This window comes from Actinomyces sp. zg-332 (assembly GCF_011751945.2).
Classification (GTDB): Bacteria; Actinomycetota; Actinomycetes; order Actinomycetales; family Actinomycetaceae; genus ZJ293.
Genome location: NZ_CP064951.1, coordinates 390,542 through 403,240 on the forward strand (window position 1 = coordinate 390,542; position 12,699 = coordinate 403,240).

8 protein-coding genes are annotated in these 12,699 nt (G+C 33.9%); 5 read left to right on the plus strand and 3 right to left on the minus strand.

What is annotated here, in order from left to right; translation table 11 throughout:
- The first annotated feature begins 277 nt into the window (after positions 1–277).
- Positions 278–1,369, plus strand: a complete 1,092-nt coding sequence (locus HCQ94_RS01485; protein WP_166981229.1) for an S-methyl thiohydantoin desulfurase family protein — start codon at positions 278–280, stop codon at positions 1,367–1,369.
- A 2-nt stretch (positions 1,370–1,371) separates the two neighbouring features.
- Positions 1,372–2,922, plus strand: a complete 1,551-nt coding sequence (locus HCQ94_RS01490) for a hydantoinase/oxoprolinase N-terminal domain-containing protein (RefSeq protein WP_166981232.1) — start codon at positions 1,372–1,374, stop codon at positions 2,920–2,922.
- A gap of 1,015 nt (positions 2,923–3,937) precedes the next feature.
- Here the strand turns inward: HCQ94_RS01490 and lexA are convergent.
- Complete coding sequence (gene lexA / locus HCQ94_RS01495; protein WP_166981234.1) at positions 3,938–4,672, minus strand: transcriptional repressor LexA; 735 nt, start codon at positions 4,670–4,672, stop codon at positions 3,938–3,940.
- 156 nt (positions 4,673–4,828) lie between these two features.
- On the opposite strand from lexA, the gene yneA reads away from it, so the two are divergent.
- Positions 4,829–5,284, plus strand: coding sequence for a cell division suppressor protein YneA (gene yneA / locus HCQ94_RS01500; RefSeq protein WP_166981237.1), 456 nt, complete (start codon positions 4,829–4,831; stop codon positions 5,282–5,284).
- A gap of 87 nt (positions 5,285–5,371) precedes the next feature.
- On the plus strand, positions 5,372–5,818 hold the full coding sequence (nrdR, locus tag HCQ94_RS01505; protein WP_166977002.1) for a transcriptional regulator NrdR: 447 nt from the start codon (positions 5,372–5,374) through the stop codon (positions 5,816–5,818).
- Positions 5,819–6,039: 221 nt separating this feature from the next.
- Here nrdR and HCQ94_RS01510 read toward each other — a convergent pair whose 3' ends face one another.
- Both HCQ94_RS01510 and HCQ94_RS01515 read right to left on the minus strand, forming a co-directional pair.
- Positions 6,040–7,905, minus strand: coding sequence for an AMP-binding protein (locus HCQ94_RS01510; protein ID WP_166981239.1), 1,866 nt, complete (start codon positions 7,903–7,905; stop codon positions 6,040–6,042).
- An 18-nt stretch (positions 7,906–7,923) separates the two neighbouring features.
- Entirely contained in the window at positions 7,924–10,230 is a 2,307-nt protein-coding gene (locus HCQ94_RS01515) for a HelD family protein (RefSeq protein ID WP_166981241.1), read from the minus strand.
- 414 nt (positions 10,231–10,644) lie between these two features.
- Between HCQ94_RS01515 and HCQ94_RS01520 the strand changes: the two genes are divergently transcribed.
- A complete protein-coding gene (locus tag HCQ94_RS01520) occupies positions 10,645–11,616 on the plus strand; it encodes a PAC2 family protein (protein ID WP_166981244.1) in 972 nt (323 codons plus the stop codon).
- Positions 11,617–12,699 lie beyond the last annotated feature (1,083 nt).

Genomic DNA, 12,699 nt, shown 5'->3' on the forward strand with positions numbered 1-12,699 from the left:
GGTGGTTGGTGCCTGATGCTTAGTATTTGGTGTTTGGTAAAAGTAAAATTTATTATAAACGCTTGTGAATCTAATAATAAAAACTTATTTTATTGAGTTCGCATAGTAATAAACTATCTGTATTCGTTGCTATGTGAACTCATAAAATGTGACATCTGGTTTAAGTTATATCGTAAGAATTTGTTTCAGTTTTTATGAATTATTAATGAAAGTGAAATTTTCTTTCGTAACAATTATTACTTTTATATATAGTATTTGCTCATTTTAAAGGAGAAAAATGCGAAAAATAGGTTTAGAAGAAATTGATGATATTGCCATGGGAGCAGCTTTGTTAGGTGCCGGTGGTGGTGGAGACCCGTATGTTGGAAAACTAATAGCTTATGGAGCTATTAAAGAAAATGGTCCAGTTACATTATTATCCGTTGATGAGATTCCTGATGATGCTTTTATTGTACCTATAGCTATGATGGGTGCTCCAACTGTATTACTAGAAAAAGGTATAAATGGTGATGAATACAAACGCTTGTATGACATGATAAGCAAATACTATGGTAAAGAAATTTTTGCTTTCATGCCAATTGAAGCTGGTGGAGTAAATAGTATGTTGCCTTTTGCTGCTGCTGCCAAGTTGGGTTTACCATTAGTAGATGTTGATGCTATGGGACGTGCTTTCCCGGAACTACAAATGGTCACTTTTTCAATTGCAGGCGTGAGTGCTACACCTATGGGACTAGTAGATGAAAAAGGTAACTCTGTAATTTTTGACACTATAACAAATAAATGGACTGAAGAATTAGCTAGAGCTGTCACGATGAGTTGTGGAGGTTCTGTCTCTGTAAGCTTGTACTGCGTAGATGGTAAAACAGTCAAGGAATATGGTGTACGGGATATCGTTACTAGAAGTGAAAATCTAGGAAAAGCAATAAAACAAGTAAAGTATGGTGAGAAAACTCCAGAGGAAAATTTCTTGGAAGCAAGTGAAGGGTACAAGATTTTCAAAGGTAAAATTACGGATGTTTTACGTGAGACTAGAGGTGCTTTTAACTTTGGGAAAGTTCTTTTTGAAGGAATCGGCGAAGACAAAGGGCGAGAGGCATACGTTGAATTTCAAAATGAAAATCTAATTGCTTCTGTTGAAGGTGAGATAGTTTGTACTACTCCTGATTTAATATGCATAGTTGATAGTGAAACTTTTATTCCTATTCCTACGGATGCATTGAAGTATGGCAAGCGAGTCCTAGTAGTTGCTTTGAAATGTTTTGAAGCTTGGAGAACTCCTGAAGGTATAGAACTTGTAGGGCCTAGGTATTTTGGATGTGATACTGATTATATACCTGTTGAAGATCGTATTAGAGGGGAAGTGGCGTAAATATGTACAGATTGGGTGTTGATGTTGGTGGTACTAATACCGATGCTGTCTTAATAGATGATGATTTAAAAGTAATAGCTAGTTGCAAAACCCCTACTACTAGTGATATTTACACTGGTATTTTATCTGCAATCGATACTGTTCTTAGTAACTCTCAAATAGACACAAAGAAAATTAAACAGGCAATGCTAGGAACTACTCAGTGTACAAATGCTATTGTTGAACGTAAAAACTTGGCTGATATTGGTATATTGCGTATAGGTGCTCCTGCTTCAAATGCTATTGAACCTATGCTTGATTGGCCGGAAGATTTGAAATCTATTGCTAAGGAAGTGTCAACTATCAGTGGTGGTTTTGAATATGATGGTAAGCTGTTGAATTCATTTGACCGACAAGCTGCTATTGATTTTTTTGAGCGTTGCAAAGCACAGGGGATAAAATCAGTAGCAATTAGTTGTGTATTTTCAAGCGTACGTGATGATCATGAAGTTGAAGCTGCTGAATTGGCTAGCGAAATTCTTGGAGAGAATGCGCATATTTCCCTTTCTAGTAAAATTGGCAGTATGGGGTTAATAGAACGTGAAAACGCCACGATTTTAAACGCTAGTTTATACAAAGTTTCTGCAAGTTTTACTACTGGTTTTGCTGACAGTTTAGCTGAGTTTGGAATAGACAATGCTGAAATCTATTTTTCTCAAAATGATGGCACCTTGATGAATGCTAGTTTGGCTCGTAAGTATCCTATTTTGACTATTGCTTGTGGACCTACTAACAGTATTCGAGGAGCTAGTTATTTGTCTAACTTGAACAATGCTATTGTTGTTGATGTTGGTGGTACTACAGCTGATATTGGTGTTTTGCAAAATGGTTTCCCTAGAGAAAGTGGTGTTGCAGTTACAGTCGGAGGAATACGTACTAATTTCCGTATGCCTGACGTTATTTCTTTTGGCCTTGGTGGAGGCAGTATCGTGAGAGAAAAAAACGGAGTTGTAACTGTAGGCCCGGATAGCGTTGGTTATCAAATATCTGAAAAAGCATTAGTATTTGGTGGGGATACTATAACAGCCACAGATATTGCAGTCCGATTAGGTTTAGCTGATATAGGCGATAAATCTAGAGTTGCACATATAGATGAAAAATTTGCTAGAGATGCTATGGAATGTATGGTGCAAAAAGTAGAAGATGGCATTGACAGTATGAAAGTCAACAACAACGATATAGATGTTGTAATTGTTGGTGGTGGCTCTGTTATATTGCCTAGAAATATCAAAGGTGCAACTAATATTTTCAAACCAGGAAATTTTTCCGTTGCTAACGCCATAGGTTCTGCCATATCTAAAGTTAGTGGATCTTGCGAGAAAATTGTTTCTTACGATGAAATTCCTCGTGAAGAGGCGATAGAAAAGGCTAAGAGTGAAGCTATTGAGTTGGCTGTTGCGTCTGGAGCTATTCGTGAAAGCGTGGAGATCATTGATGTTGAAGATATTCCTTTGCAATATCATTCAAATAATACCTGTAGGGTAAAGGTTAAAGCTGCCGGGAACTTAGGATAAGTTACATGTAAGTTTTAGAGATAAATAACATTTTGCATTGTATTTTTTCCTTTCTATTTTTAGGTGGTTAGTAATAAATACACAAGCAGAAATAGAATATCTAAGCTTATTGAATTTTCTATATTCCATCATATCGAGTTTATATTTGTAAGGTAATCTACATATTAGATTATCGAGTAGATATAGAATGTCAGTATGTATATGAATAATAGTTATAAGTGGATATAGAGCATTAGGGTATACCTAGGCTTTTAGTATAAAATTCACTTCTGTTATCATAAAATACTTATAAGTTTAGATATCGTTTATGTAACTTTAATGCTATTCGGCTATCTGAGTAGTTAGCTATTTAGATAGCTGGATAGTTTATTTAATTGGTAAATAACTTTAAATGTCATTTGACTATGGCTTGATAACTATTTATTTTGTATCTAACTGGAAATATCGTATACAGTTATGCATATTCTTATATCCATCATACTGCGTAGTCTCTATAAATTATCTTATGAATTTAGTATTTTTACTTTTGTCTCTACAACCTTCAGCTATAAGGATATCTCTATTTATCTATATATAATAAATATATGATACTGCTTATACAGATAATAGACTTACTATATCGAGTTTTCTTTTGTTATCTTACTTTTTAAGATAATGATAGTAACGCAACGCATTGTAATATGTCATATACGATGTGTGTAACTTATATAAATATGTGGTTGGATTTTTATCTGTATATCGAGAATGTAGTATTACTTTTGAATAAAGTTTATAAAGTTATCTATGTAATGTGTTATTTTAATAAGTTACTTTTAAAGTAATCTCCTTAATATGAATACTTGGGTTGTGAATTTACATGGTGTAGTGATATAAATAATACGAAAATAGGATATCTTTGAGCTACATAATTGAGCATTAATATATTTAGTATAAACTGTGGCGTATTGAATATGATTTATATTGCATGTCTTGAAATTTTTAGATTTTAATTACTATTCTTTATAATTATCCTATTTTATAGTGTTCTCAATACAGTAACTACTTTTCCTAGTATGAGTGCTTCATCTCCAGGGATAGGGGTATAATTCTCATTTCGAGGGAGTAACCATCTATGACCATCTACATGAGATAAAACTTTGACTGTTGCTTCGTCCTCTAATAAAGCTACAACTATTTCTCCGTCATTTGCTGTATTTTGTTTTCTTACAACTAGCTTGTCTCCAGGACATATTGCTGCATCTATCATTGATTCTCCTACAACCGTTAACATGAAAAATTCTCCAAATCCTGTCAACTGGCGAGGTAAAGATAATACATCTTCTACAGTGTCATCAGCTAATATAGGTTGTCCAGCTGCGATATTTCCTAGTAGAGGAACTGGGGTAGTGTCTTCATCTGTGTCTGCTCCTACAGGTAAAGTTATCACCTTAGATAAAGATAATTTATCTTCTTTGCTAGAAGTATTTTCCGTTAAAGGGGTTTCTTTACCTATTGTTTTTAGTGCTGTTTCTGTGGGAATAAGTGTTCTGGATTTATTATTTTCTTGAGATAAATATCCCAATTTTATTAGATTAGTTATTTGATATTTAGTTGAAGAAGTGCTTGATAGTCCTGCGGCTTTTGAAATTTCTCGCATAGATGGAGAATAGTTATTTTCCTCTATATATTTAACTAAAAATTCAAATATTGCTCGTTGTCTTTCTGACAATGGTTCTAAAGCATTATTTGATGGTTCTATGTTTTCTGTCATTTTTGTTGCTTTCTAATTGTTGGTATTCATAATCATACAATGAACGAACTAAAAATTCAAACATTTGTTCGATTTTAAGTTTACATGAGTATTTTTTTCTGATAAATTATTCGTACAAACGTTCTAAGAACAAATGTTCTAAAGATTGGAGTTGTTATGCAAAATATAAAAAAGATACATAACAGGCAGAATTCTCAAAGTTATATTGCTGAAAAATATGTAGTAGGTTCTAACGCGTTAAAGATTGCGGAGAATGTATACCAGAATGATTGTAGTATAGTAGACTTTAGAGATCATTATTTTGATAAAACTCATAACTCCCCTGAACTAAAACACTCAAGAAAAGTTATGAGTAAGAGTAAAATATTTGTCTATGTTTTATTTGCAGTATTTGGAATTACATTTGGTAGTGTAGTCGCATATGCAACGACTCCAACTACTTATAAAACTGTAGAATATCAGATTCAAGCTGGTGATAGTTTATGGGATATTGCGTCTGAAAGTAACTATGGTGCAGATATCGAAGAAACTATTTACGAAATAAAAAAGATAAATAATTTGAATAGTGAAAATATACGTGCTGGACAGACAATACTTGTTCCTTCCAAGTAAATAAATATTATATTAATTCCATTGTATTTTTTAGAATTTTTAAGATATCTTTGTAGAAAGAAAATAATGAAAAATAGTGGAGAAATTATGCAGTGTCCTTTTTGTAAAAAAGGGAGTTCGAAGGTCGTTGATTCTAGAACTTCTGATGACGGAACTTCTATACGTCGACGTAGAGAATGCGAAACATGTTTTAAACGATTTACCACTATGGAAACTTCTTCTTTGACTGTAAAAAAGAAGAATGGAGTTGTTGAACCATTCAATAGAGATAAAATTATTCAGGGAGTCCAGAAATCTTGTCATGGCAGGCCCGTAGAAAAAGATGAATTAAAGTTATTAGCTCATGAAGTAGAAGATAAGATTCGAAGCTTAGGTGTAGCACAAGTGGATGCGCACGATATTGGTAGAGCTATACTGGAACCACTAATGAAGCTTGATGTTGTTGCTTATTTGCGTTTTGCATCTGTATACTCACAGTTTAATTCTATAGAAGATTTTGAAGAGGAAATAGCTCGTTTAAAGGAAAGCATTTAAGTTACTCTTGGTATAGTTTTACAATATTTGAGAGATTATATATTGAATGTAAAACTGAGTTAAGTAGTGATATGGCAAAGTTACTACTTGTATTTGATTTATTGCTGATAGTGTTTATTTACAGTCGTTCAATAGAGTAATAAAGTATTATATTTGAAATATGTAAAATCCTGGTGATTACTTTTAAAAATGGGGGACCAAAAGAGTCCCCCAGAGTATAATTAATTATTATCGTTCGTATCAGGTTCTAATTTTTCTGTTTTCTCTTTATCTTCTTCTTTTATATTAGAGGTAGGTTTTTGAGAGTCATCAGTATTTTTTGAACCTAGTGAGATAATATGCTTGACAGTCGCACTTGCTACTTCAGAAACATTGTCTTTTACATGCTGAAGTTGTTCGCCTGCTTGTTCAGAAGCGCTTAATAGCTCAGCTTGAACTTTTTTACGAATAACTTTTCCTAGATGAGAGTAAGGAATTTCTGACAAAATAGCAATTTGTCTAGGTAATGCATAGTGAGAAAGTGATTTTTCAGCCCATTTTCTGACACTTTCTAAATCTACTTTCATACCTTTTTTCAAAACTATTGCAGCCACGACACTTTCGCCACGCTCTTCTTCTGGTAAACCTACAACGGCTACATCAGCAATACCGGGCATAGTGCGTACAGCAGCTTCTACTTGGGAAGGATATACGTTAAAACCACCAGTAATAATAATTTCTTTTCGACGGTCTGCCATTATAATGAACCCGTCGTCTTCGTATACAAGATCACCTGTGCGAAGCCAACCGTCTTGTAGTACATTATCTGTTTCTTTCTGATTGTTGTAATATCCTTTGAATACCTGAGGTCCTTTGACAAGTAATTCTCCTACTTCGCCTATAGGTACTTCAACAGATATATCTTCAGGATCAACAATTTTTACTTCAGTACTAGGGAAAGGAATACCTAGTGCGCCAGGGCGTCTACTTGAAGATAGAGGATTACCTACTGCAATAGGCGAACTTTCACTCATCCCGTATCCCTCAATAATATATCCGGAAGTAAGTTTTTCCCAGCTTTCAGCTATTTCTTTATTTAGAGACATTGCGCCAGAAACTGCGTAGCGGATACTCGGAAGTGAATCAATTTTTCTACTATTAGCAGCTTTTACTATGCGAGAAAACATTGGTGGTACACCTGGTAAAAATGTACAAGGCATTCGTTTCATAGTATCTAGAAACAAATTTTCATCAAATTTAGGAAGGATAACTTGTGTAGCTACCATACGTATAGCAGCTAAACAACATAGAGTTAAACCAAATGCGTGAAAGAACGGCAATACTGAATAAAAAACTTCAGCACCTTCATGCAAGTCTTTGACCCACGCTGCAGACTGTTCAGCATTAGATAGGAGGTTTTTATGAGTTAGGATAACAGATTTTGGTTCACCTGTAGTTCCACCTGTATGTAATAGTGCAGCGGTAGAATCACTAGGTATATCAGACGGGAATACAGTCATTTGTCGAGCTTGAGCTACCATAGAGTCCCAATTTGGTATAGAACTAGGTAACTTACTACGCATTTTCTTTCGTTCCGCTCGAGCTTTTGGAACTGGAAGACTTAAAAGAACCCTACTGCTGACAGGAAGAGCAGCGGTTAAGTTAACTGCATAGACTTTATAATTACTGTTAAAACCTGTTAGAACTTTCTCTACAGATTTTTCCCAAGCTATGACTAACTTAGGTGTGCATCGTTTTAACTGAGATTGTATTTCAGATGTTGGAGCTAGAGGATTATGCTCAGTGGCTACAGCCCCTAATCGGAATATAGCGTATAAAGCTATGATATGCTGTGGGCAGTTTGGCAGAATCAAAGCAACGTGATCACCACGTCTAATACCAGCAGCGCGTAGAACAGAAGCAGCCTTACCAACTTGTTCATTAAGTTGTTTATAGGTTAATTGTTTGCCAAGAAAATCAGTTGCAATTTTATTAGGATAAAATCGCACAGCTTGATCCAGAACGTGAGGAATGGTCACGTCTGGAATGGTAATATCGACTGGAACACCCTTGACATAATTTTTGTAGTAGCGTTCATTTACAATCATATTAACTCCTAAGAACATTTAAAGAGGCAACTTAGAATTTTTACACGAAACCACGTGCAACTTCTTAGTCGCTCTAGTCAAACCGACATATAAATCCCCCAAGCTTTCTTGGGCAATATTGTCAGGGTTGACAAGCATAACGTAGTCATACTCAAGACCCTTAGTATGACTAGCTTCAATAATAACTATACGATTTTTTGGGAAAATAGCCATTTTATTATGTAAAAAGTCTAATAATAAGTTTTTATAAGTAGAAAAATCTCTACTACTAAAAACGACCGCTAGTTTGCCTGAATTAGTATCATATTCCTTATCCATATCAGATGAAAGGGTGATAATACCTTGAGAAAGATTCGTAATAACTTCATTAGTGTCAATGAAGTTCAGACTTGAGTGTTGGTATGAGTTTTCGATTTCTCGTACGCAAGAAACAGGATAATTTACTTTTTTACCTAAGGAGGACATAATTTCAGTTGCCTTATCCATTATTTGTTTAGGGGTACGATAAGAAATAGTTAGAACTTTTTCAACAATATTCGTCTTAAATATAGGGCTTAGTAAATCAATCCAACTAGAAAAGGTATTGCTATTGTTGCGACTTTGATCTAAGTCTCCAACTATGGTAAAAGAATGGGAAGGACAACGAGACATCAACATTTGCCACTGCATAGGGGAAAGTTCTTGAGCTTCGTCAACAATTACGTGACCAAACTTCCAATTTGGATCGATTAACATAGTTTCTTGTAAATCAAAAGACTCTCTAAAATTCTGCTCGCTATTTTCTAATAGAGTAGTGGCGTTAACAATTCCGCCACCTAGGTTTTGTGAACTTATAGCTTGTTTTATCTTTGTGAGTTTTTGTTTCTGTTTAGAATCTTCTTTAGAAGTAGTGTTGCTTTGGATAGGTCCGAGTAATTTGTCTAAATAATCGATAATTGCAACGTCGTTATTTGAAAAAGATTTTTCTTTGTAGAATAGCAAATCACGAGTAGATTTACTTAGTTTAGGTGCACATTTTTCCAAGAAAGACGGATGCTTATATAACCAATGTAATAGTGTATGAGGATCGCATGGTAACCAGCATAAGTTTATAGTGCGTTGAATTTCTGGGTTTGAACGTATAGTTTCACGTATCCAGCTGTCTTCACCGAAGTCGTTAAACGTATTATTAAAAGTTGATTCATAACGAGATTTCAGCTTATCTAAAATACTCTGTACAAATACTGTACGTGATTCGTTATGAGTTGAATAGCTATTTAAAGCCTTATCCATAGACTTTTTGATATCGTTTGGAGAAATTACTAGGTCAACGCTATCTACACGAATGATTCGTGAAGATACAGGGATTTTTCGTAAGTGCTTTACTGCATTTTCACAAATTTCTTTCCAATACAAATCACCTTTAATGGATGCTAATTTTAAGCTATCTACACGAGAAGGAACAGTGTCTACTCGTAAATTGGTTATAGTGGAATTTACTACGCCAGTTTCACCTAAAGAAGGGAGTACATTATCGACATAGTTTAGAAAAGTCTTCGAAGGACCTATGACTAGTACGCCATTGTTTTTTAAACGTTTGCGTTCTTCATATAGGATGAATGCACCTCTATGTAAAGCAACTGCTGTTTTCCCAGTACCAGGTCCACCTTGTACAAGTAAAATTTCTGAACAACTAGATCGAATTATATCATCTTGCTCTTTCTGTATCGTTGATACAATATCACTCATTTTACTTGTGCGAGCGGTAGATAAAGCATTTAGTAGGGAATTTTTTCCCACTAATACAGAATTTTCGGTATTTATGCTTTTATCTGTATGAAGTAGAATATCTTGGATTTCCTTAGAGTCAATAGATTTATTTAATGAGTCATCTAGAATTTCGTCATCAAATTTTGTCACTTTTCTGGCTGAAGTACTTATGTGTCTACGTAAAATAGTCTTTTTAGGATCTATAGTGGTTGCTTGGTAAAAAGGCATAGCTGCTTTTGAACGCCAATCTAATAAAATTTGTTCGTTAGTTTTATTAGAGCGTAAACCAACTCTACCTATATAGTGAATACTACCGTCATTCATATATAGTTTGCCAAATACAAGCTTGTCTTGAATTTGTTCTAGTCTGGTAGCTTCGTCTCCGTAGTGGCTGGAGAAAGCATCTCTTTCAGTTCTTTCTTGGTGAGTACCTTTAGCACCTTTTTTTTGGATTAACTGCTGTTGACGACGATATTCTGTTTTTAAGAAATCTAATAGATTATAAGCAGTATTTACAAAGAGCTGTTCTTTGGATAATTCTTTTTCTATATAGTGGTGGTAGCTAGTATTAGTCAAAGTACTCTCATCTTCGTCTTGATAGTTGCAATACTATTGTAACTTTTATCAATTATTGCTCAATTTTGAATAGATTTTATCAATAATGGTTAATCAAGTATACATTATTATTTATCTGAAAGGATTCATATTGAAAGTATTTTTATAGTTTGTTTCAAAATAACTATGTACTTATTACTGTTTTTACAAATATGTAAATACACAAATATAACGAATGTATTAAGAACACAATCCAATAAATATGTGATTAATATATTCAGAACTAAAAAATACTAGATGAATATAAACATAATAATTGATAGACTAGTAGACTATACTTTAAAGTGTTTATGGAATAATTAAAATAATACTTGCGTTTACTATTTGTAGAGTTGATAACTAGACATTTATGGGTATGATAACGAGGAGGGTGTAATGGATTCTTTGTATGAAGTAGATAATGTAGTTGATGTTAAAACTCCAATCCTCTTGCATAATCTTGAAGGTAACTTAGGAGCTGGGCATGCTAGCTTTATGGTTACTAGGCATCTATTTAATACTTTGAAGTCTGTTAGGATTGCTACTTTCAAGACTGATGAACTAGTAGATATGAAAGCTTATAGGCCGCTTGCTACTTTTGATGACTGGTGTCTTGAAGAAGTTAACTTTGTAAACATCACTCTTGACTTGTTATATGATGATAAGGGAACTTCTTTCTTAATGCTGTCTGGTCCGGAGCCATCTCGTTGTTGGGGAAAATTTGCTAAGTCTATAATTGAGTTAATAAAACCGTATGGAGTTGAAAAAGCTTATACACTTGCTGGTATTTCTACGTATATACCTCACACTCGTAAAGGTAATGTGGATGTTACCATTACTAATAGAAAATATGATAAAGAACGCAAACAAAGTAATGAGCGTATAAGAGTATTAGCTACTATGGATGTGTTTTTGCAGTATGAGATGTCTAAAGCAAATATTGACTGTTTCGGGTTGGTTGTTCCCGTTCCTTTTTATCTTGCTGACTCTGATTTTCCTCAAGGTGCTTATATGCTACTAGAGAAATTTACTGCAATGACTAATTTAGTTTTGCCTCTGGGAGATTTAGCTGTGGCTTGTGAACTAGCAGACGGTATGATGAGTAATAGTCAAGAAATAGCTGAGAACGAGGGCTTGATAAGAGGACTAGAAGAACAATTCGACAGCGGTAATTCTGTAACTTCTAATATTGGTGTTTCTGAAAAACAAAATGTTTCTGCTGAGAATTTTCCATCAGGCGATGAATTGGCTGAAAGTATAGAAGCATTTTTGAAGTCTCAAAGTGAGACAGATAATGACATACAAAAAAGTGTTAAAAGCCAAAATGATAGTTACGGATTTTTAAAGCGTCTATTCGGTAAGAAGTAAGATAATTGGGTGTTTAGGCGAGTAGTGAACCTTATATAGTTACTCGTCTAAAGTTCCATGTCTGTCTTAGGCTGTTTATGGGCATATAGTCGTTTTTATTGTTATAGTTATTTTACTTACAGAGGCATTGCTTATGTTCAGAAACCTATTCATAACACAAGCTAAGCTTTGCAATAAAACTCATTTGTAGAAAAACTATTATCAATTTTGTCATTATAAAATCAAATGCTCGAGAAAAAGTAAACACAATACTTATATCTTACATATTAAATATGTTGACTTTGTGCTGATTTCACAGAATGGTCACTCAGGAGTATTACTTGCAAAGTTTCGTTAAATTCTATTTATTACTTACGCTTTATTCTTTTTTACGCCTCTTGGAGTGGTGAGTTTCTTACTTAACTTTTACATTCGTGTAAAGATTTATATTTTGTTAGGAAGAAAGAGATATGAAAGTGGTGTATCAAGTTATAGAAGGAAGTAATGATATGTTTACACTACAGCAATACAGCAATACAGCACTACAGCTAAGGCTTATATTTATGTGTGGAAGTAAGACATGCTTATATTTAAAAAGGTTACATTAGAGATAACCAGTAATACCGTAGCTGAGCATACATAACTTACAGGTAACAACATGAAATTCACTCTTACAGATGAGTAAGTTATAAGCTGTATTCACAATAAAATATTCAAATATGAATAGTTGATTTTTGAGTTATTACAGGGTTTTTCTTCAATAAATAGATAGCTCAATTTGTCACTAATACTTCTATATACTTGCAAGACTTATCTCATAAATTTTAGCTTATAAACTTAACCTTATAAATTCAATTTTGTGCTCCTAAGTCTATGAAATCAAGCTTACAAATTCGAACTTATAAATTCAGCTTTGTAATCCAAAACTTATAACTCCCAAACTTGTAAGCCAAAGTTTATAAAACTAAACCTTGTAGCCTCAAAATCTTAGAAGAGCAAGCTTTATGACAATAACCGTATAAACCAAGTTTATAGCTTCAGCTTTCTACAAAGCTCATCCACGTAAAATAAACTTTATAAATCAAAGCTTACGAATACTTATTT

Bases quoted from the DNA above. Each gene is read 5' to 3' on its own strand.
- HCQ94_RS01490 (WP_166981232.1), top strand. From the start codon at position 1,372: ATGTACAGATTGGGTGTTGATGTTGGTGGTACTAATACCGATGCTGTC.
- yneA (WP_166981237.1), top strand. From the start codon at position 4,829: ATGCAAAATATAAAAAAGATACATAACAGGCAGAATTCTCAAAGTTAT.
- HCQ94_RS01520 (WP_166981244.1), top strand. From the start codon at position 10,645: ATGGATTCTTTGTATGAAGTAGATAATGTAGTTGATGTTAAAACTCCA.
- nrdR (WP_166977002.1), top strand. From the start codon at position 5,372: ATGCAGTGTCCTTTTTGTAAAAAAGGGAGTTCGAAGGTCGTTGATTCT.
- lexA (WP_166981234.1), bottom strand. From the start codon at position 4,672: ATGACAGAAAACATAGAACCATCAAATAATGCTTTAGAACCATTGTCA.
- HCQ94_RS01485 (WP_166981229.1), top strand. From the start codon at position 278: ATGCGAAAAATAGGTTTAGAAGAAATTGATGATATTGCCATGGGAGCA.
- HCQ94_RS01510 (WP_166981239.1), bottom strand. From the start codon at position 7,905: ATGATTGTAAATGAACGCTACTACAAAAATTATGTCAAGGGTGTTCCA.